This is a genomic window from Coleofasciculus sp. B1-GNL1-01, from assembly GCF_040220235.1.
Lineage (GTDB): Bacteria > Cyanobacteriota > Cyanobacteriia > Cyanobacteriales > Coleofasciculaceae > Coleofasciculus.
Window position 1 is genome coordinate 35,484 of the sequence record NZ_JAVJTO010000077.1, and the last position, 20,491, is coordinate 55,974.

The 20,491-nt window shown below is 46.5% G+C and carries 18 protein-coding genes; 8 read left to right on the forward strand and 10 right to left on the reverse strand.

Annotated features, from left to right (window positions below):
- Positions 1–568 precede the first annotated feature (568 nt).
- Positions 569–1,126, forward strand: coding sequence for a hypothetical protein (locus RID53_RS18990; RefSeq protein WP_446389570.1), 558 nt, complete (start codon positions 569–571; stop codon positions 1,124–1,126).
- Here RID53_RS18990 and RID53_RS18995 read toward each other — a convergent pair.
- Positions 1,117–1,758 carry a DUF938 domain-containing protein gene (locus RID53_RS18995; protein WP_446389571.1) on the reverse strand — a complete coding sequence of 214 codons (642 nt, stop codon included), beginning with the start codon at positions 1,756–1,758 and terminating at the stop codon, positions 1,117–1,119. The genes RID53_RS18990 and RID53_RS18995 overlap by 10 nt on opposite strands.
- Before the next feature lie 758 nt (positions 1,759–2,516).
- On the opposite strand from RID53_RS18995, the gene RID53_RS19000 reads away from it, so the two are divergent.
- Entirely contained in the window at positions 2,517–2,960 is a 444-nt protein-coding gene (locus RID53_RS19000) for a hypothetical protein (protein ID WP_446351767.1), read from the forward strand.
- A 131-nt stretch (positions 2,961–3,091) separates the two neighbouring features.
- On the opposite strand, the gene RID53_RS19005 is transcribed toward RID53_RS19000, so the two are convergent.
- On the reverse strand, positions 3,092–4,972 hold the full coding sequence (locus tag RID53_RS19005) for a glycoside hydrolase family 10 protein (protein WP_446389572.1): 1,881 nt from the start codon (positions 4,970–4,972) through the stop codon (positions 3,092–3,094).
- Positions 4,973–5,024: 52 nt separating this feature from the next.
- The gene (locus tag RID53_RS19010; RefSeq protein WP_446389573.1) at positions 5,025–5,201 is read right to left on the reverse strand and encodes a hypothetical protein; all 177 of its coding nucleotides are present in this window, start codon (positions 5,199–5,201) and stop codon (positions 5,025–5,027) included.
- 590 nt (positions 5,202–5,791) lie between these two features.
- Here RID53_RS19010 and RID53_RS19015 point away from each other — a divergent pair.
- Entirely contained in the window at positions 5,792–6,304 is a 513-nt protein-coding gene (locus tag RID53_RS19015; protein WP_446389574.1) for a hypothetical protein, read from the forward strand.
- A 73-nt stretch (positions 6,305–6,377) separates the two neighbouring features.
- Here the strand turns inward: RID53_RS19015 and RID53_RS19020 are convergent, their stop codons facing one another.
- From RID53_RS19020 to RID53_RS19035, 4 genes are all read right to left on the reverse strand, one after another.
- Complete coding sequence (locus RID53_RS19020) at positions 6,378–6,755, reverse strand: DUF423 domain-containing protein (RefSeq protein ID WP_446389608.1); 378 nt, start codon at positions 6,753–6,755, stop codon at positions 6,378–6,380.
- Positions 6,756–7,050: 295 nt separating this feature from the next.
- Positions 7,051–7,605, reverse strand: a complete 555-nt coding sequence (gene cysC, locus RID53_RS19025) for an adenylyl-sulfate kinase (protein ID WP_006101892.1) — start codon at positions 7,603–7,605, stop codon at positions 7,051–7,053.
- A 226-nt stretch (positions 7,606–7,831) separates the two neighbouring features.
- Positions 7,832–8,872, reverse strand: coding sequence for a glucokinase (locus RID53_RS19030; RefSeq protein ID WP_446389575.1), 1,041 nt, complete (start codon positions 8,870–8,872; stop codon positions 7,832–7,834).
- A 13-nt stretch (positions 8,873–8,885) separates the two neighbouring features.
- Positions 8,886–9,524, reverse strand: coding sequence for a histidine phosphatase family protein (locus tag RID53_RS19035; RefSeq protein ID WP_446389576.1), 639 nt, complete (start codon positions 9,522–9,524; stop codon positions 8,886–8,888).
- Positions 9,525–9,963: 439 nt separating this feature from the next.
- On the opposite strand from RID53_RS19035, the gene RID53_RS19040 reads away from it, so the two are divergent.
- The 4 genes from RID53_RS19040 (at position 9,964) to mutY (ending at position 12,657) form a co-directional block, all read left to right on the forward strand.
- Positions 9,964–10,923, forward strand: a complete 960-nt coding sequence (locus RID53_RS19040) for an RNA polymerase sigma factor, RpoD/SigA family (protein WP_446389577.1) — start codon at positions 9,964–9,966, stop codon at positions 10,921–10,923.
- 111 nt (positions 10,924–11,034) lie between these two features.
- Complete coding sequence (locus tag RID53_RS19045; protein ID WP_446389578.1) at positions 11,035–11,376, forward strand: DUF760 domain-containing protein; 342 nt, start codon at positions 11,035–11,037, stop codon at positions 11,374–11,376.
- Positions 11,366–11,488, forward strand: coding sequence for a hypothetical protein (locus RID53_RS19050; RefSeq protein ID WP_446389579.1), 123 nt, complete (start codon positions 11,366–11,368; stop codon positions 11,486–11,488). The genes RID53_RS19045 and RID53_RS19050 overlap by 11 nt, the downstream gene beginning before the upstream one ends.
- A gap of 47 nt (positions 11,489–11,535) precedes the next feature.
- Positions 11,536–12,657 (forward strand): A/G-specific adenine glycosylase, encoded by a 1,122-nt coding sequence (gene mutY / locus RID53_RS19055; RefSeq protein WP_446389580.1) that lies wholly within the window; start codon positions 11,536–11,538, stop codon positions 12,655–12,657.
- A 520-nt stretch (positions 12,658–13,177) separates the two neighbouring features.
- Here the strand turns inward: mutY and tnpC are convergent.
- Positions 13,178–14,623: an IS66 family transposase gene (gene tnpC / locus RID53_RS19060; protein ID WP_446389581.1), complete on the reverse strand. Its 1,446-nt coding sequence runs from the start codon at positions 14,621–14,623 to the stop codon at positions 13,178–13,180.
- A 249-nt stretch (positions 14,624–14,872) separates the two neighbouring features.
- Here tnpC and cmoB point away from each other — a divergent pair, with 249 nt between their 5' ends.
- Positions 14,873–15,856: a tRNA 5-methoxyuridine(34)/uridine 5-oxyacetic acid(34) synthase CmoB gene (cmoB, locus tag RID53_RS19065; RefSeq protein ID WP_446389582.1), complete on the forward strand. Its 984-nt coding sequence runs from the start codon at positions 14,873–14,875 to the stop codon at positions 15,854–15,856.
- Between the two features lie 189 nt (positions 15,857–16,045).
- Here cmoB and RID53_RS19070 read toward each other — a convergent pair whose 3' ends face one another.
- Both RID53_RS19070 and RID53_RS19075 read right to left on the reverse strand, forming a co-directional pair.
- Positions 16,046–16,558, reverse strand: coding sequence for a chemotaxis protein CheW (locus RID53_RS19070; RefSeq protein ID WP_446389583.1), 513 nt, complete (start codon positions 16,556–16,558; stop codon positions 16,046–16,048).
- A gap of 459 nt (positions 16,559–17,017) precedes the next feature.
- The gene (locus tag RID53_RS19075; RefSeq protein WP_446389584.1) at positions 17,018–20,464 is read right to left on the reverse strand and encodes a response regulator; all 3,447 of its coding nucleotides are present in this window, start codon (positions 20,462–20,464) and stop codon (positions 17,018–17,020) included.
- Positions 20,465–20,491: the final 27 nt, after the last annotated feature.

Genomic DNA, 20,491 nt, shown 5'->3' on the forward strand with positions numbered 1-20,491 from the left:
TATTTAACCGGATTTGATATGATTTGACTGTTCGATGAAACCGATGGTCTGGTAAGCGCACTCAAGCACAGCCGGGAAATAAATTTCCGGCTGAAAGCTAAAGTAAGCTAAAGCTTACAGGATTAAAGGCAAAAACCTGTTTAAAGGGATTTTAACTTTTAGCCCATTCGCGTGACACGAGGCTACTGACATGCCAAATATCGCTATTACGCCATCCTGAGACGAGAACTGACCGCGATGCTATACTAACGCCAAGGTCAAATCTATTGGCGATCGCTAAATATCCTGCTCTGTTCCGGTAGTCGAACATTTACGCAAGGCTGTTTAGCGATGATATGTCTTTAATCCTGAGAATAACTCGAATTCTGCTTTCCACGACTTCCTCTATGGGAAAGCGAGAGGATCAATATATGGAATTTCCTGAAGCTCTGAGTATGATGGGGTAAATGTAGATGCACCCCAGATATATACACTAACCCAACTCGTCTAGGATGGGATGAGGGGTAATACCCCCACCCCCCTACAGAAAAATTCAGGTTCGTAATAAGCTGACAACTACCAGACTGCTATGGCTCGCAAAAAAAAATCCGGCCGCAAAAAAAACAATATCGAATCTTTGACGTCGAATCTTCCTGAAACGTCAGAGACATCTGAATCCACGAAAACAGTTGAGGAATCAACCCAAGACAGCACTGAGGTTAATCCTCCTCAAACTGAGGAGTCAACCCAGAGTTCTACTCCCCCCAATCCTCCAGCAACAGAAGAAAAAGCCGAGTCAACTCAGAGTTCTACTCCCCCCAATCCTCCAACGGCTGAAAAGAAACCCTATCTAGCCATTAAACCCAAACCCATCCCTGCCAAATCCGTTGAAAAGAAACCGCCACCCCCTCCAGTTACAGAAACGACAAATGAAGCTGGCGAACTGTTTCACAAAGGCGACTCGATTACAGTAAAAGCGCCTTGGGGAGGTAAGGCGACAGCAGAAATTGTAGACTTTTATCAAACCCACAGCGGCAAGATTTGGGCGCAATACAATCCCTTAGATTCTCAACCAAACTGGACTTGGTATAGCGGATGTATTCGTACCAATCTTTTGGAGAAAGCAACACAAACCGCTCAAGAATGATGAAAGACGACTGAAAGATTGTTCGCAGGCATCGGGTAGATTTGATCCAAGGCTAGATGCTGATCTTGGGCGATTGCCACAATATCCTCAAGGTCACGCACACCCCAGTCTGGATTGGACGCCTTCAACGAGGCATCAAAGGCAGCATTACTGGCAGCAGTATGCTGTCCATTGCGCTTGAATGGACCATATAAATAGAGAACGCCTCCTGGAGGAAGCAGACGACTTGCCCCGGCTATCAGTCCCAAGCACGCTGACCAGGGGGCAATGTGAATCAAATTAATGCTGACGATCGCCTTCAACGGTGAGGTTTCCCAATCAACAGGTGACTCCTTCTCTACAGACCAACTCGGTGTCTGCACATCAATATCTAAGGGTGGGTAAAGATTATCAGCAGGTTCGTAAGCAGACCAGTCTGCAATACTGGCACGCATGAGAGGATTGGCATCAGAAGGTAACCATTGACGTGGCTTTAGACGTGGGGCAAAGAAAACAGCATGTTCCCCTGTGCCACTAGCAACTTCTAAAACTGTACCTTTTGCAGGCAGTACGCGACGTAGAATCTCAAGAATCGGTTCGCGGTTGCGTTGAGTCGCAGGTGCATATTGCCGTGCATCGTCCGTTGTACTCATAATTTCTGCTTATCGATTAGACTTACCTAATTTCTATTACTTGCCCCGTTCCTCATTTCTTTCATGAGCAGTGGAGGAGTACGCATGAGTAAGGCTGAACAGGGATCATTGTAGGTGAGGTTTGCTGTGATCAGCCAAAGGTTGCCGGAGAAATTGGCTGGGGGTGCATCGCGAATGTAGTCTTTATAATAGTTAGTTTATAAGCATCTGGGTCTTTGGCGGCTAGAAATTTATTGTTTTATCAGTTAAAATAATATATGACTAAGAATAGCTAAGGGTAAACGCAGCAAGAGTCAATCTACCAAACGCTGACCGATACAAACGGTACAACGTCAGCTTGAGGGATAAACTTCAAGCCTAGCTAAAAAGAGCTTGTTAATCACTTGCTCAACCATAGAACCCCTTGCTCAAAACACTATACCTGCTCTTCTGTGACCCCTTATACTCTAGCAGCTTACCCTGTTTAAAGTTGTAGGAACGCCAATTTTATGTCAAGCCGAGTGACTAGACTGACAAACTATAAGGATTGAGTTAAGCCAAGAGAACAATGTTTGACTTGATTCTGTAGATGTTGCCATTGGGTAGCGTCCAATCAAACAACATATTTCTTTGTTCCCGTTAAAAATTTTATAGCAATCGATTTTAAAATGCTGCAACCGGAATAAGCGGCTAGATTCCGGACTAACTCGGTATTGGGGTGCTGTGATCTACCGATTGGTACGCTATCCGAACTCAAGCCCCCTTATCTAAGATTTGTGATGAAAACGATTAAACCCACTAACTCGGAAACATCAACCTTTCAAAACAACGCCATCCAACCCCGTCTAATTCTTCAAGCCATTGCCTTTACTCTGATTTTGTCCTTTAGTGCGGGTCATCTATCACCCAAGAATAAAGGGATGACGAATCAGTCTCCTCAGGCGAATCCTCAGCTATCTACGGCAATTGGTCATATTGTTTTGCAACATGCCTCCGAGCATACACGAGTGCCTTCCTCGAAACTCGACCTAGTTGATGTGCAACCCCATACCTGGTCTGATAATTGTCTAGAATTGGCTGAAGCAGAAGCCTCTTGTCAGCAGATACCTGTATCTGGATGGCAAGTGGCTGTTGCCAAGGGGCAACACCGCTGGATCTATCGCACAGATGCTTCTGGTTCCGTGGTTAAATTAGAAAGCAGTAACGTTGATTCTAGTAAGTAGGTTAGCACGATTGTGGGATCGTCAGCGTATACAAAGGATGAATGACGTAGCTTGCTTCTTGCTATCGCGAGTATGACGAATGACGATCCCCACCGTTAACTTTAATTGTCCCCACCTACTTAAAGCCCTTTCTAATCCGAGACGTCCCAATCCGCTGAAATTTCCGGCGATCGCGCAGGTAGGGGAAAGAGTGCCTGAAACGCTGCCTGACGCTGGGGTGAGGATTCGGGCGCGTTGTCCCACAGGGTTTCGTAGAAAAAGAATGACACCCCAGCAAATCCTCGCTGACGCACAGCTTCGACTTGCTTTTGAATTTGTGATAACGAAATCGGCTTATTTTTTAATCCGGCTAAAATCCCGATCCCCACAGGGATATGACGCCGCGCCGCCTGGACTTCCGGCTGTTCGAGTTCTGCAATAAACCGATCAAAGTCATTCCGATAAATCTGGACGATCAACTCTTCAACCAAACCACGACGTTCCCAGGTATACCAATCGGCGAGATAGAATTCATAGGAAAAATCTTGAGGATTGGGAGACAGGGAGATAATCACATCCGACTTTTGCGCTTTAATCGCTCGGAAAAGTTGGGTTAAGTAGTCGGTAATTTTGTTCGCCCGCCATCGTACCCACTCTGGGTTTTTGGGATCACGAGGAGGAGATTGACCTTGATGCTCTTGTTGATAGAGCTTAACGGTCAAGGGATCATAACCAAACTCAAAGGGCAAGCCGAAATGATCGTCGAATTGAATCCCATCAACATCATAGTTGTTGACTAACTCAACCACTAAATCCTGGATAAACTGCTGCACTTCCGGGTTAAAGGGATTCAGCCAAACGCGATCGTGACTTCCTTCTTGTTTAATCTTCCCACCTTGGCGATTTTGCGTCAGCCAATCGGGGTGACGTTGGGCTAACTCCGAGTCAGCGGGTGCCATAAATCCAAATTCAAACCAGGGAATCACCCTCATATCCTTTTGATGGGCTTGTTGGATGATTTCCTTGAGCATATCTCGTCCTTGGGTTCCCTGATTGGGATCAAGGGATTCATCTAACGGAGTCACTAGCCTTACCGCCCGCCCAATTTCCCGTTCAGCCACTTGACTAGGGTAGAGGGTATAGCCCCAATTCCAAACGGTGGGATAGACGGTGTTGAAGTTGAGTTGATCCAGGCGTTGAATGGCGTTGGTAATGCCTTGAGTGGAAAATAAGACTTGGCTATCAATATTCGTCAGCCACACCCCACGTAACTCAGCTTGAGCCGAATTAGGAACTTGAGTCTCGACTTTAGCAATGTACTGGGAGGGGATCAACTCAGCGGTTTGAGTCGCTTGGCACAAAAAAGCGGCAATTTCAGCCCGACTCGCATTTTGGTTCGGGTTAAAGGTTTGCACACTGGGATAATTAACTACAAGCTGGTTTTCTACAGCGGTTGCGATCGCGCCTTGGGAATAATTGGGAATCGTGCTAGCATCTTCAAATGCTGATGTCAAGGTTTCAACAGCAGGTTGCTGGGGAACATACTTCAACCCACTGGCTAAAGAGACTAAGGCTTGCACACGGGGGATCGGTTGATTGGGTTGGAATAGTCCACCCGGATAACCCGCTAAAAATCCGGTTTGATAGGCTTGGTGAATCGCTTGACTTGCCCAGTGTCGAGTTGGCACATCGGCAAATTTTCCGCCCGTGCGTATCTCTGGCGCATCCGGAAAGGCTTTACCTAGCATGGCGGCAAATTCAGCCCTAGTTACAGGGGCATTGGGTTGAAAACGATTATCTGGATAACCACGAATAATCTGCTGCTGGGCTAACTGTTCAATGCACGATTGCGCCCAATTTCCTTGGATATCACTCAGCCGCGTTTGAGCGTAAGCTAGGGTTGGCAGCCATAAGGCTAAGCACAAACCCAACATAAACAGAAACATTAACCAAGCCTGATGCCCACAAGCACGGCTAAAAGCAACTAGCCCATCGGCAAAGGCTGTAAATAAGGTTTTGACCAACTGTTTCATAAAAGGAGCAAATCTAGAGATATCACTATTGACGGGCTACACACCTTCCTGATCAGGAATGACTGGCTGAGTTAGGCAAAGGTTGCCAAAGCGACTTATTGCCATTGGCTGTCGGATCAAGACTGGGGGAGTCGTTTTGAGTTTTGTGGCTCTGACTGATTTGGAACGTTGCTCCGAGACTTTTTGTATTTTTGGCTACAAACATTTCTGTATTGTCGGTCAATGACATGGCGAATTGGCATAATATTTAAAGTTTTTCAACATTTTCCGGCTGGGGTACTCCCAAGACTTACCCAAAAATTTCACATTTAAGGTGTATTTTGTGAGTAATACTGTCTTTATGTCAGGAATCTTAGCCGATCTCCCCCATTTCCTCATGATTGCCCCAGCAGGTTTTGGGATAAATAACCTTAAACGGCTGAACTCATCTCCATCGGCTAGGTTAACAAAACTTGGCGTTAAATGAGTGGAAAGGTTCAGGATGACAAGACGGGGAAACAAGAGGGAGCAGGAGGGTTCCAGGTGCGGGAGAACTGGGGAGATTAGCTGGTCAGCTATTTAGAGCCATGCTGCACTAGAACCGTCCGCCCTAGCTCAGAAAATCTGAACTGGATAAAAATGTTAAGTTTTATTACAATGGAACGAATTGGGAGACCGACACATTGTTGTCCTATATCGGTTCATACGCACTCATCCCCTAAGATTTATTAGAAATTAGGAAGTTGGATTAATTTTTTATTTAAAAATACAAATAATTACGAGGGAAAACTTAGATAGAATCCAAGCATTCAAATTAGGAAAAACTGTCAGCATCTTCCTATGACTAATATAGAAGCACAAGCTTTCAACGCAAATAACGAACAATCCCTGAGAAAGCTTGCCAGAGCAATCATTATGTCCCAAGGTCATTTTGCCCTGATTTTGGTGTGCAGCAAGTTTTCACCCCAACCCCTATCCGTATTAAACCAGTTACAAGAATTCTCTGCACTTCCTATCCAGGGTGTGATGCTGCCTCCCTCCGTGGATACTCTGTTTACGGCAATACGCACAGCCGTGGATGAACCACCACCTCCGGCTGTCGTTGTCTTTGGTCTTGATTCGGTGGTTGCTGTTGATCAAGTTTTGAGTGCAACTAATCTGGTGCGTGAAGAGTTTCGCAAACAGTTTCCTTTTCCACTTGTTTTGTGGATCGACGATACAATCTTGCAAAAGATGATTCGACTAGCCCCTGATTTTAAAAGTTGGGCAGCGAATCCCCTGCGGTTGGAATGTTGTTGTCACCATAGGGCTTTTCAGCAAACTTACAAGATGGCTTGCGTTCATGGAAGATAACAAATAAACACAGAATGTGATAGAGTTATAGGTGGCTGACTAACTATCAAGATTATTCTGAAAATCTGGTTCATTATTTAAAATTCCACGCTGCGATCGCTAAACATCCCCATCCCAGGATCAAGGCGACTCCCCCCAGTGGAGTAATAGCACCCAGCCATTTAATACCGCTTAAACTCAGGGCGTATAGACTGCCGGAAAAGATAGCGATGCCCACAATAAAAGCGATTCCAGCGGCGATGAGGGGAGATGAGGGAGTTTCAGCGCGAGAAAGCAGCAATGCCACAATGAGCAACGCTAGGGAATGATAAATTTGATAACGACTACCCGTTTCAAAAATGTCTAAAGCCCGTTCACTTAGTTTTTCTCTCAACCCATGAGAAGCAAAAGCTCCAGCGGCGACAGATAAACCGCCGAACAGGGCAGCAACACCTAAAAAAATCCGAGTTATCGTTAATTTCATATTAGGATTTTTATTAATTTCTTAGAGACGTTCCGCCGGAACGTCTCTACTGCTTTTGACGGCTAGGGTTACAAAGGGACGCTAATCGTGCAGCGTGGTGGAAATAACTCACCCATTAACCAGAGACTCAATAAAAGCAGATAAGCTGTCATGCATTTAAATTGGGTATTAGTAGCGAGCAAGATGCTCGCACTACAAGGATTGCGCCATTATTGATATTAAGGTTTAAATGCCGAACAGCTTACCTAAACAAGTGCAGTCATCTGCCTTCTTGTACGAGTCTCTAAGCGCCTTCTACCGCAAGTTGCTTGGGTAAATAACCCAATTCTTCCAATTTTTGTAGCACTTTTGTGACACTCTCCGATAACTCTTCCTGATCAGTGCGGCATTCCACTTCGGGGTTGAGTGGTGGTTCGTAAGGATCATCAATTCCGGTAAACCCAAGAATTTCTCCAGCGCGGGCGCGTTTATATAATCCCTTGACATCTCGTTCTTCACAGGTTGCCAGGGGAGCATTAACATAAACTTCTAGAAAATCACCAACTTTTTGGCGTACCTCTTCTCGAATTGCCCGGTAGGGCGAGATAGCCGATACCAAAACGATTACACCATTGCGGGTCAGTAGGTGAGACACAAAACCAATGCGACGGATATTTTCGTCGCGGTCTTCTTTGCTAAAGCCCAAGCCTTTGGTGAGATTCTGACGAACAATGTCGCCGTCTAAGACTTCTAGCTTACACTCCTTCTCTTGCAAGGTTTTGGCTAATGCTTGGGTAATGGTGGTTTTACCCGCACCACTTAGACCCGTGAACCATATCGTTACACCGCGCTGATTCATGATTATTTCTGTCGCTATCCTAAAGCCTACTGTAAGTACAATTTATCCTGTTTTCTCAGGTGAAACACTCATCGTCAAACGTCTGTTTTCTGGAATAACAGCTTGTTTGATGATCAGACCTAGATTTTAACCTGAGTCAAGGAATTGACAATAGTTTAACTCTATTGTTCCAAGAACCCAACCTAAAAAGGTGACATGCTCCCCAACCGAAAACGTTTTGAGTAACTTACAATCGAGAGGCGCATATTGCTGCACCAATTAGCCCAACCTGGGGATTCATCACAATATGAACTGGAACGTTTTCCAGCAGGGGACTGACCCGACCTTTTTCCGTAAAGGTTCGCAAGAAACTACCATCCTGCATCAAGGGCAAAATCTTAGCCGCAATCCCGCCAGCAATATATAGCCCACCGTAGGGTAAGAGTTTGAGTGCTAGATTCCCCGCTTCTGCACCGTAAGCTTCCACAAACATTTTCAAGGTCTGTTCACTGAGATGGTCGCTCTTTTGCAACGCTGCTTTAGAAATCTCCGCCGCCGGATCAACGCTTTTTTCACTGCGTCCCATTTCCCGTTCCCAGGTTCTAACGACTTGGGCAATATCTGGAGATTCGTGGGCAAATTGCCGATCGCGCAAAAACTGGTAAACGGCGACAATTCCTTGACCGGAAACGACTCGTTCAGCGGAAATGCGCTGAATATCGTACTTCTCGCGTAAATATTGTAAAAGTTGGAACTCCAGTTCAGTGCGGGGGGCAAAATCCGCATGTCCGCCTTCGGACGCGAAAACCTGATACCTGTCCTGGTTCTGAATCAGAAATCCTTGTCCTAACCCTGTACCCGCACCGAGTACCGCAATTGGCGCATCAGATTGGGGTGTAACCTGTTGCAGCGTACATAAATCATCCGCCTCTAAACCGAGAATCCCGTAGCCAACCGCCGCAAAATCATTGAGCAAAGTGATTTTCGCGATCGCGAGTTCTTCCTCTAAGCGTCTAGCGTCCAACACCCACGCCAAATTGGTCAAGTTAGAGGTATCGTTAACCACAGGACCTGCGATCGCAAAACAGGCTTTTTCAATGGTCAGTTTCTGCTGAAGCTTCTGTCCGGCTTCTGATAGAAACGTTTGGACGATCGGTACTAAATCTGGGAAATCCCGGCTAGGATAACGGGCTTCATGGAGAACCGATAACGATTCCGAGTCTGAATCCTCCACCAGTCGCAAAATCGTTTTAGTCCCGCCGATATCTCCTGCCAGTATTAATGTCATAGAATCTTATACTTTAATGAAATCGAATCACGTCTTCAGTTTGACTGAGGTGGGAAGTATCCCCGTTGAGTTCCATCACCCATTTTTCCTCATGACGCATGAGTTTAACTAAACAGCATAAAGCGGCGTTCACTTCGGGTTGACCCGGAATTAATCCCCAGGTCGCACCGACGACTGAAGCACCATGACCTACTAATAAGATATCGTCTCCGAATTCTGTGGTCAGCAGGCGAGCTGTTTGAGCGGTGCGTTCTAGCACTTTCTCATTTGTTTCTGGATACTGAGGGATGACGCGGGAGGTATACCCCGAATCAATACAGGGAAAACGCTGTTGTAATTCCTCAACAGACAGTCGTTCTGGCTCTGTTCTCATCCATTCCGGATTCAGCCATTCACTCAAACCCGCCTCCATCTTAATGGGTAAGTCCAAAATCTGAGCAACTTGGTTCGCTGTTTGTACCGTTCGCAAAAACGGTGAGGCGAAAATATGCTTAATCGTCTCCCCCTTTAACCGTTCACCTAACTCCCGCGCTTGACCAACGCCATCGTCCGATAACGGGGGATCATAAGGACGTTCTGCTGTGTTAAACCAGTCAGGGTTAACAAAGTCGAGGCGATTTCCGTGTCGGGCAATCCAGAGGGTTTGAGTCATTCGTTTATGTCCTTCGTCATTTGTCTTATGTCAGGGAACAGAGAACAGGGAACCGGGTAAGGTATAGTTTTGAGTTAACTCCCAACTTCCCCTGCTCCCCCTGCTCCCCCTGCTCCCCCTGCTCTATATGGACGGCTTTTGATTAAGATATGTTACAATATTTAACGAAGTGTTAGCTAGTGTTAGATATAACGTATGCAATAAGCAGAGGCAAAAACAAATCAGATAGATAGTCAATTCTAAATCTGGGTTAGAGATGGGGGCTTTAACTCACCCAGTCATACACATTTCGAGTTTTCTAATCAATCCATTTTCCCCTATTGAAATAAAACTTAACATTTCTCTCATAGAGAATCGTTCACCCCAGCTTAAGGTGAACCCTCCTGAAAAGGAGCTTAGTTGCTTGAACTCCACTCATAATATAGATATAGCGATCGCTATGAAAACTGCTCAGACCTCTACAGACCTTGTCCGCACTTACCTCCAAGAAATTGGTCGTGTACCCCTGTTGACCCACGAGCAAGAGATATTATACGGAAAACAAGTCCAGCGTTTAAATGCCTTAGAGCAAACCAAAGAGTCGCTGTTTGAACAATTGGGTTACGAACCAACGCTGTGTGAGTGGGCAAAAGCCTCGTCCCTATCGGAAGCCGAGTTACAATCGTGCATCAGGGCGGGTCAAGTCGCTAAGCGCAAAATGGTAGAAGCCAATTTACGTCTGGTGGTTTCCGTCGCCAAGAAATATATCAAGCGTAATGTAGACTTGCTGGACTTGATTCAGGAAGGTACGATTGGCATGCAACGGGGCGTAGAAAAATTTGACCCGACCAAAGGGTATCGTTTCTCTACCTACGCCTACTGGTGGATTCGTCAAGCGATTACCCGTGCGATCGCGGAAAAAGGACGAACGATTCGCTTACCGATCCACATCACAGAAAAGCTGAACAAAATCAAAAAAGCCCAGCGCCAACTCTCCCAGAAGCTAGGGCGTGCTGCTACCATATCGGAATTGGCGACGGAATTAGACCTGACACCCAAGCAAGTCCGGGAGTACCTGGAGAAAGCACGTCAACCTCTATCGTTAGATCTGCGGGTCGGCGATAATCAAGATACGGAATTAGGAGAACTGCTCGAAGATAGCGGACCTTCGCCAGAAGATTTTGCTACCTATTCAGCCATGCAAATCGATCTGGAGAAGTTAATGGCGGATTTAACCGAGCAGCAACGTGAAGTGCTAATGCTACGCTTTGGTCTAGTCGATGGTCAACCCATGACACTTGCCAAGATTGGCGATCAACTCAAAATCAGCCGGGAACGAGTCCGCCAAATTGAACGGGAAGCGCTGTCTAAGCTTCGCAAGCGCCAAGCCGACATGCGTGAATATATTGCAGTCAGTTAGTTGGTCTTATGAGACAACCTGATATTATGGGTTCGGTTCCGCCTACCTGATTATCAATTATCCCTTGTTAAGTTAGATGGAAGATATAGAGCTATTGCTCGGAGGTAAACGGTGAACAACCAATCTGATCGTGTCCCAGAATTTTTTGAAGGCAATGGAGACAATAATCTTTTGTGGGAGTACGTACAATCGTTGAGTCCAGAAACCGTTTCCCATTTATCCAAACCCACCTCGGCTGATGTGTTTCAGGTCATTGAACGTAATGTGATGGGATTGTTGGGTAATATTCCTTCAGACCATTTTGATGTCACTATTAATACTAGCCGCGAGAATCTAGGACATTTGTTAGCCTCAGCAATGGTCAGTGGTTATTTCCTACGCAAAGCAGAACAACGCATGACATTTGAGAAATCGTTGCAAAAGACCGATTCCTCCGGCGCAGATGCTGGCTAGTGCAGCGGGCATAAAAATACTTGAGCAGCTTCGTAGATACGATGAAGCTGGGGAAGCTGGGGAAGCTGGGGGAGATATTAGCTGTTCAGCTATTTCTGCCTTCTTGCACTAGAGTAAGAAGGCAGAAGAAAAGAAAGTCATCTACAGGACATAGGATAATTGGGACGAAATCGAAAATCGGCAGACTCATTCGCTAGGCTGCCGATTTCATCTGTAGAAAACCAGCGACAAACTCTCTTAACCTGGTATGCCAACGCCTGTCGAGACTTGCCTTGGCGAGGTAGCACCGATCCATATCCAATCTGGATTTCGGAAATTATGTTGCAGCAAACCCAGGTGAAAACGGTTATCCCTTATTATCACCGTTGGTTGGCTGAATTTCCCACTATTGAAGCGCTAGCGACAGCAGATTTACAACAGGTGCTTCTGGTTTGGCAGGGATTAGGATATTACAGTAGAGCCAGAAATCTCCACAAAGCCGCTCAAAAAATAATCCAGGACTACGGGGGAATTTTTCCAGATCAACTGAGTGATGTTTTAGCATTACCAGGAATTGGTCGAACCACTGCTGGCGGAATTCTCAGCGCCGCTTTTAATCAACCTGTGCCAATTCTGGATGGGAATGTGAAGCGAATTCTGGCACGATTGGTAGCTTTATCGATACCACCTGCTAAAGCAACAAAACAGCTTTGGCAACTTTCGGAAACGTTGCTTGATCCAGAACATCCTGGCACGTTTAATCAGGCGTTAATGGATTTAGGGGCGACTATCTGTACTCCTAAACACCCCGATTGTTGCCATTGTCCTTGGCAGAGTCACTGTCAGGCGTACAATCTAGGTGTTGCATCTAAGTTACCCATGCGTGAAGCCTCTACCCCCTTACCTCACAAAATCATTGGTGTTGCTGTAATTTGGAATGACCAAGGACAAATTTTAATTGACCGCCGCCCTGCTCAAGGGTTACTGGGTGGATTATGGGAGTTTCCTGGCGGCAAAATTGAACCGGATGAAACCGTGGCAGACTGTATTAAGCGGGAAATTCGGGAAGAATTGGGAATTGAGATTGAAGTAGGCGATCGCGTAATCACGGTTGATCATGCCTATAGCCATTTTCGCGTGACGTTGATTGTCCATCACTGTCGTCATCTCTCAGGTGTGCCTCAAGCCCTGGAATGTGATGAAATCCGTTGGGTAACCCTAGAGGAAATTGACCAGTTTCCGTTTCCCAAGGCTAATACTCAGATTATTGGGGCATTGCGTCAAGAGGCTGAAAGGATGTAGAGATAGAGTAGATGGGGTGAGAGGGTGAGGGGGTGAGAGGGTGAGGGGGTGAGAGGGTGAGGGGGTGAGAGGGTGAGGGGGTGAGGGGGTGAGGGGGAGAAAAAAGAAAGTTCTACATTGATTACAAAACTTCATAGAGTGCCGTTTTCTTTTGTCCGAATACTTATTCCCTGGGCGATCGCGGTTGGCAATAAAAAAGCCCGCTCTGAAGCAATTATTAATCCAATTCTGTTGGAAGTATAGCACTACGCAGACACGTTAGGACATCAGTTAATCCTAGTAATGACCTGATAACAGGCAAAAGGGAAATGTAAGAATGTCCGTAAGGATTCAGGTCGGTGTTTAGCTTGTTAATCAGCCTGGGGGCGCTCGCCGTGATCAAATAACTTTGAAAGGGACTCAAGTCATATCGGCGAGTGCGCCCAGGCTACTTTTCCCACTCCTCACATCGCGACAAAAGGATTGACCTTGGCAGTAGAGCCAAGTAATTCATCAACCTGTAATTGACTATGTAAGTCATTCAAGGAATTGGTTCGGGTAAAAGGGAACAAGTCGATTGAACTAACTCGACCTCAGCCCTTAAGGCTTGTTGGAAAAACGTAAGAACCGAGCGTCCCTGTCGTCTACAAGTCTGTATGACGGTGAGTAAGTCAGCCGTTTGTTGAAATCGTGCCATCGAACGTGACCCGCCACTGACTTTACGCTTGGTCACGGCTAAACGTAAAGAACGTTCAGCCAGGTTATTGTCCGGTGGGATCTGAGGATGCTCAAGAAAATACCACCATTGCTGTGCTTTGTCTCGCAGAGAACGTAGCAATTTCCCCGCCTCATAGCCCGCCTGTCTTATCCACTGCTGTATACTTAGCTCTACTCGTAGCTTAAACCCAGCCGCCCAAGTGCGATAGGCACTATCATCTTTTGTTTGTCGCCATTTTTTGTGTTGGGCAAAAGCTTCTTCAATCAACTCAATGAATGCTTCTCCCAAAGCCGGGTTGTTACCGTGATTCAACTTGACAACTTGTTTAAAGTGACGCAACAGATGGGCTAGACATTTTTGCTGAGCTTGAGCGCTGTAGCCGTTATAAACGCTGTAATCATCCGTGCTGAGTACACCTTCAAAGCTTTCTCCTAGCTGAGTTACTAATTCGGCCCGTGAGCGAGTGTCACCCGGATGAAACACGCAGAACGACTGACCCGTTGTTACCCACAGCCATTCTTTAAGTCCAAGTACGGGCCAGGGGGATTCATCTACATGTACGGCGGGTTGTTTCTTGACCCATTCCCGTAATTGTTCAACGCTGTTCTTGATAGCATCCGCCATTCTCGCGTTGGTCGCCACCAGAGTTCCAACTCCAATCTCCACTCCACCCAGTTCCTTGAGCAGTTCTTGCTGCTTTTCATATGAAAGATGACCATAATTTCCTAACCACACCAAAAAGGCTTGTAGTCTCACACTCAAGTCAAGACCTGGTACAATATCTTCTGGCCAGCAAGCCGTTTGGGTTTGACCACACCTGGCACAAGTACAACTGTGTCGCTGGTATTCTACTACCTCTATTGGACGCTCTACCAATTGGGCTACTTGTTGCCTCTGTATAGCTACTGGGGTTTCGATAAATTCTACACTGCCACAATCAATACATTTTTGAGGCTTAAGGATTTCATATCGGTCTACTCGTTTAAAGCCTTTACGGGTCTTTCCCTGATGACCCGGTTGCCCTCCTGGTTTCCTTTTGGGTTGGGACTTGTCTTTGGCATCGCTTTTCGGTTTTTCCGGTTTTTTGAGCAGGTCAGTTGAGGGGGGCTTTGAGGAGGTTGTACTGTCTTTTTGAAGGCTGGCTTTGAGGCGAACGACTTCTTGCTTTAACTGCTCTATTACTAGTTGCTGCTGCACGACTATCTTCACCAGTTCTGAGCTGGGCAATTGTGGCAGACGCTCTAAATCTATTTCTCTTTCTGGTTTCATGGCAGCAGCACAACTGTTGACTTAATTACAGCACATTTTTGGGTGCTTTGATTCACTGATTTTGATCACTCCACCCTTAGGGCGGGTAGTGAGCCGAAAGTCGGGGTGGAGCCTCCCGTCAACGAGAGCTAACACTCTTTGGGCTGTATTGGGTAAGACTCTGGCTCCACCCCTAATCATCAAGGCAGCCATTTCACCCACAAGGGCCGACCTGAATCCTTACTACGTAGTTCTTTACCTAAATAAAAAATGACAAATCCTGATATCGGTTATATACCCCCTGATTATCTAGATCGCTACCCCGAAACGTTAGCAAGAGAGGCAATTTTATCAGTACGCCAAGAGCGACAATCTAAATTATTTACTCCCCAAATGAGTCAGTACCGGGAAGCAGTGCAGGCGGTTCAGGATATCCACAGTGATTGGTATGACTTCTCTGATGTTGTAGTAAAAGTGGGTCGTCCTGAGGAACTCACAGCCGCACAACAGCAGCGATTTTATCAGTCGTTGCAAGCCTTTTGCCCCTGGAAAAAAGGACTATTTGAACTATTTGGGATTTCCATTGATGCAGAATGGCGTTCAGACTGGAAATGGGCGCGAATTTTGCCCCATATTCAATCTCTGAACAATCGCCGGGTGGCAGATATTGGCTGTCACAATGGCTATTTTATGTTTCGCATGGCGGATCAGGAACCGGAGTGTGTGATTGGGTTTGAGCCAGTTCCTAAGCATTTCTGGAACTTCCAGCTTATCCAAAACATTGTTCAGCAACCGATGCTGACGTTTGAGTTATTGGGGGTTGAGCATATTGATTTTTATCCCAATTTCTTTGATACAATTTTTTGTCTAGGGATTCTTTACCATCATCGAGATCCGATTAATTTATTGGGTAAATTACGGCAAGCTCTAGCACCGAAGGGAGAAATTCTTATTGATTGCCAGGGAATTCCGGGCGAACTTCCTGTGGCTTTAACTCCTCGTAAGCGCTATGCTCAAGCACGCGGTATTTGGTTTTTGCCCACTCAATCTTGTTTAGAGAATTGGCTAGTACGGGCTGGTTTTACTCAGATTCACTGTTTCTTTGCTGAACCTTTGTCCGTGCAGGAACAACGCCGCACACCTTGGGCAAATATCAATAGTTTACGCGAATTTCTGAATCCTGATGATTTATCTGTAACGATAGAAGGGTATCCCGCACCCTGGCGCTATTATGTAATTGCTCATAAAAATTAAATCATATTTTATGGGTTTTCATGAGCGTTAAACCTAACAATTTAGCACGCCAACTACGGAATAACCCATTTATAGCACTACGCACTAAGGTTAGGACATATCCAGAAAAATTTAAATCGCTTGACCCTGAGCGAAGTCGAAGTGTTGCCTATTGCCTATTGCCTATTGCCTAGCGCGTAGCGCTATATCTCAGGTTGGCAAAAGCAAATCAACGTCCAACAAAAAGATAGTTTTTGCTCCAGAATCTTGAGGAATCACTGCCACATGACGGGCAATATTCACCGTATCAGAACGACGATAAGATTCTGGTAAAAGCCGAATTGCTGAAAGTGGTACATCTATTAAAATAGGCGCGTCAGCGACAGGAATGCCATAGAGTTCACCCGTTTTATTTTGCATCGTTACTAGATATCCTCCCCCATTAGCAGCTTCCGGTAAACTCTCTTTGAAAAAGCGCTGATATAAATCGATGACCGTAATTTCTTCTTCACCAGAGTGGGTGACTCCCACCTGATTCATCCCACTCCCATGAACAGGGGCGCGATTCAAGATTTTGTAGACGGATTCAATTGGTAATGCTAGATGCAAGTTTCCCAAGGTAAAAAGAATTAACTTTAATACTTGTTTCGTTTCTCGTGTCGTTTTTTCTGAAAGTACGGATTGATTTTCTTGGGATTGAGTATTCATGACATTATTGTTCATAACAAAAATCTTCCTTTAGACAACAAAAATTACAGTTGGTGGAGAGGGCGCAGGTCGGTCAATGGTGTTCTTACTTTTCACGGGATCTGGAAAACCTCTCTCCGAACCTCTCCCTAGCCCTCTCCTACAAGGAGAGGGAAGCGGAATATATTTTTTTATTTGGAGAGGCTTTGAATTCTCCCCCATAGAACAAAAAGCGAAGCAACATCTGGTCTCCCCCGTGCAACAGAAGCGAAGCATCCGCTGGCTTCCCCCTTTTGAAGGGGGACGGGAGGGGGATCTAAAAGGGGGACGGAAGGGGGATCTAAAGGGGGGACGGGAGGCGGATCGATAAGGGGGACGGGAGGGAACCGATCAAGGTATTGCAGAGTTTTAAGCTTAAGATGACACAAATGCGCGTCGGGGCTACCCTACATTTTTTCACCTAATGACAAAGGACAAATGACAAAGGACTAATGACTAATAACTAACAAGACTATTTTCGCGGATAATATCCTTCAACGACCCCACAAACTCTTGTTCCAAATAAGGCTTCGTGAAATACCCACTCGCCCCCAACTGCATCGCTAACCAGCGATGTTTTTGACTGCTGCGAGAGGTTAACATGGCAACGGGAACGCTGGACAATTGCGGATCTTGACGCCGTTGACTGAGAAACTCAAACCCATTCATATTCGGCATCTCAATATCACAAACCACTAACTGCACCGATGCACTTTGCTGCAATTGCTCGATCGCCTCTCGACCATCCCGCGCTTGTAACACCCGAAAACCTGCCCGTTCCAGGGTTAGCGCTAGGGTTTGTCGCAACGCCACCGCATCATCGACAATCAAAATTGTCGGTACTTGCATCATTTTGTTAAGAGTAGTTGTATCCCCTGAACCCATCGCCGTTTCGTCTGAAGCCGCTTTCGGTACAGGCGTCGCCGTTGGCGTCATTGCTCCATGGGCAAATTCCAACAGCGCAATCCCATCAATCACCGGAATCACACTCCCATCCCCCAAAATCGTACAGCCGTAGGTATAACTAGGGGGAGAAATCGCCGCCCCAAAAGGTTTAATCACCAATTCTTGTTCTGTAACCAGACGCTCCACTTCCAGAGCAAATATCTGCTGATCCTGACGCAGTACCAACAGGGGTAATTGCCATGTCTCTGGTGCAGCAACTGAACTTAAGGCTTGACTGGTAAGGCTTTCCGGTAAGGGGCGCTGATACTCCAACAGCTCCCCTAATCGATACGTCGGGACTAATTCTCCCCGCCAATGGAGAAACCGTTGCGCCCCGGATTTTTTCACTTGGTTGGCTTTGGGAATGATAATTTCTTCAATACTGTCCGAGGGTAACGCTAACACGGTTGTCCCGATGAAACAGACCAATAATTTGGCGATGGTAAGGGTTAACGGTAGACGTAATGTAAACGTCGTCCCGCCTCCTGGTGTCGAGGTTACCGAAATTTTACCTTTGAGCGATCGCAACTGAGTCCGCACCACATCTAACCCCACCCCTCGTCCCGATAACTCGCTGACTTGCTGGGCGGTGGAAAATCCTGGCTCAAAGATAAATCCCCACAAACGCGCCTCTGAGATTGTCGCTAATTGGTCACGGGAGACTAATCCCACCTCGACCGCCCGACGCCCAATTCGCTCGGCATTTAACCCTTGACCATCATCCCGGACTTCAATAATTGTTTGACTTCCCTTGTGATACGCGCGAATCTCCATTTGTCCCGATTCCGGTTTTCCCCGTTGATGCCGAATCTCAGCAGACTCAATTCCATGGTCAAAGGCATTTCGGAGTAAATGGAGTAACGGATCATAGAGTTTTTCTAACACCGCTTTATCCACCAAAACCCCTGTTCCGGTTAGTTTCAAATTCACCCGTTTGTGATACGTGTTAGACAGTTCTCGTAATATCCGGGGAAACCGATTCAAGACTTCCCCAATCGGTAACATCCGCGCCCACATCAGCTCATCCCGCAAGTGGTTGAGCATTTGACGCTGCTGTTCCGTGGTTTGATCGGATTTCTTGGCAAATAGGGCGATATCATCAACCGCTTCTTCAAGCTGCACCATCTCTTCCAGAATCCCTTGGATTTGGGAATAGAGAGCGCCGTAGCTATCCATTTCCAAGGAGTCAAAATCCGCTAATGTTTTCAGCGTTCCATCTGGAGCGCGATCCGAGTTTTGAAATCCCAGCGATCGCCCATTACCGCTTGGGGAAATTTGACGAGCCTCCGCACCCGCCATCATCCCATAGCTGTACCGTTCTGGTGCAACCAGCATCTTATCCGATAAATTTTGCAATTTATTCACAATCTGCCCAAATCGCCCAAATCGATCCAGCAAGGCTCGCACAGAACCCTGTAATTGCTGATTCTGGAGGGATAACCCATTGCGGTTAATTGCTAATTCCCCCACCAAGTTATTCATTCGTTCCAGTCGATCTAAATCCACCCGCACGGATAGAGTCGGCGTAGGGGCGGGTGAACGAGGAGGAGTCGATGCAACGGGATTGTTGCTGGTTAGCTGATCAGTTAAAGACGCCGTGAGATTACGCTGATCCAATGGATTGGAAACCAACGAATTCCCTTGAAACAGAGTTAATTGCGACGCCTCTTCCAGGGCGGGAAGTTGATCAAAAACTTGCTCAATCGATTGAATCGCAACATCCAGGTTGATCGGTTCAGTCGGAACTAATGCAGAGGGTTCAGGTACGACATCCGCTTCGATGTCGGTGACGGTTTCGGGAGTAACCTGGAGGTATTCCTCCGTTTGGGCGAATATAGAACTCTCCTCGTTAACCTCTTGTGTCTCTAAAATCTCCTCACCTTCAGACGTACCAAAAATATCGTCTAACGAGGGAATGGATGAGGGTGATTCTGCTGTGGCTGGCAGGTTATACGGTTCAGTCTCTTGAGAAAACAAATCGGCGAGTAAAGGAAGCGTTTCTGGTGACGCCGCGATCGCATCTTCCTCTGTATAGGCTTCAATTGGTTGTCCTGCGGACTCTTCCTCGTCTATCGAAACCTCAGTTAATGGCAATCCCCATTGCCAATCACTCGTTTCCCACTCCTGAGAAACCCTTCGACTTCGCTCAGGGTTAACCGTTGCTGGGGTGGGAGACTCAGCCAGGGAAACTAAAGCCTCAGACGGATTTCCTCCCGTTGTTGGTTCACCAGAGAGAACCGCTTGACGGCTGAGTTCAAAATCAGCTAGAGCTAATTGCGTAACCTCTATAGCCCTGTCAGGGTGAACCTCCAGCGCCTGTTGTGCCGTTTGGGCGATCGCGCCAAATCCGGGCAAGTTTAAGAACTCAGCAAATCCGGCAAACACTTCAATTTGGGCGCGTAATTCTCCCGCCACTTCATAAGCCTGAGGATTCGCTACCACGGTAGCAAGACGTTCCAACCCTTCAGCGACATCGACTTCAAAAATCGACACCGCCATATTGATCCCCAATTCAGCGGAACTGGGCATATAACTATCTGCCTGAGTCAGAGCATCTCCCAATCGTGCCTCAATTTGGTCAAAAATGGGAGTCCCCGTGGATATAGCCGCATCCGCATCAAAGGAACCGGTGGTAATTTGCGATTTCAGCGGCACACTCAGACAGTCATAAGCTTGTAGCAGTTTATTTTCTAGCTCAATGTCAATATCAACGGTATCACTATACAGTGCCTTAAAGATATTTTCCAAGCGGTGAGCTAGAGTCGCGATCGCCTCTAATTCAACACTGGCTGCGCCCCCTTTTAACGAGTGAGCCGCTCGCATTAATTCGTGAACTTTGGCAGTGCTGCGCTCATCTCTGAGATTTAATAACCCTGTTTCTAAGGTCTGTAAAAGTTCTGGTGCCTCGGCAATAAAAAACTGATAGGCTTGGTCACGAATATCGGGATTAATTGCCATATTTTCGTCCTTTGTCCTTGGTCATTA

Excerpts from the sequence above, each read along its gene's own strand:
- RID53_RS19015 (WP_446389574.1), top strand. The coding sequence starts at position 5,792 with ATGACTAATATAGAAGCACAAGCTTTCAACGCAAATAACGAACAATCC.
- RID53_RS19035 (WP_446389576.1), bottom strand. The coding sequence starts at position 9,524 with ATGACTCAAACCCTCTGGATTGCCCGACACGGAAATCGCCTCGACTTT.
- RID53_RS19000 (WP_446351767.1), top strand. The coding sequence starts at position 2,517 with ATGAAAACGATTAAACCCACTAACTCGGAAACATCAACCTTTCAAAAC.
- RID53_RS19075 (WP_446389584.1), bottom strand. The coding sequence starts at position 20,464 with ATGGCAATTAATCCCGATATTCGTGACCAAGCCTATCAGTTTTTTATT.
- RID53_RS19030 (WP_446389575.1), bottom strand. The coding sequence starts at position 8,872 with ATGACATTAATACTGGCAGGAGATATCGGCGGGACTAAAACGATTTTG.
- tnpC (WP_446389581.1), bottom strand. The coding sequence starts at position 14,623 with ATGAAACCAGAAAGAGAAATAGATTTAGAGCGTCTGCCACAATTGCCC.
- cmoB (WP_446389582.1), top strand. The coding sequence starts at position 14,873 with ATGACAAATCCTGATATCGGTTATATACCCCCTGATTATCTAGATCGC.
- RID53_RS18990 (WP_446389570.1), top strand. The coding sequence starts at position 569 with ATGGCTCGCAAAAAAAAATCCGGCCGCAAAAAAAACAATATCGAATCT.
- RID53_RS19050 (WP_446389579.1), top strand. The coding sequence starts at position 11,366 with ATGCTGGCTAGTGCAGCGGGCATAAAAATACTTGAGCAGCTTCGTAGA.
- RID53_RS19005 (WP_446389572.1), bottom strand. The coding sequence starts at position 4,972 with ATGAAACAGTTGGTCAAAACCTTATTTACAGCCTTTGCCGATGGGCTA.
- cysC (WP_006101892.1), bottom strand. The coding sequence starts at position 7,605 with ATGAATCAGCGCGGTGTAACGATATGGTTCACGGGTCTAAGTGGTGCG.
- RID53_RS18995 (WP_446389571.1), bottom strand. The coding sequence starts at position 1,758 with ATGAGTACAACGGACGATGCACGGCAATATGCACCTGCGACTCAACGC.
- RID53_RS19040 (WP_446389577.1), top strand. The coding sequence starts at position 9,964 with ATGAAAACTGCTCAGACCTCTACAGACCTTGTCCGCACTTACCTCCAA.
- RID53_RS19070 (WP_446389583.1), bottom strand. The coding sequence starts at position 16,558 with ATGAACAATAATGTCATGAATACTCAATCCCAAGAAAATCAATCCGTA.
- RID53_RS19010 (WP_446389573.1), bottom strand. The coding sequence starts at position 5,201 with ATGTCATTGACCGACAATACAGAAATGTTTGTAGCCAAAAATACAAAA.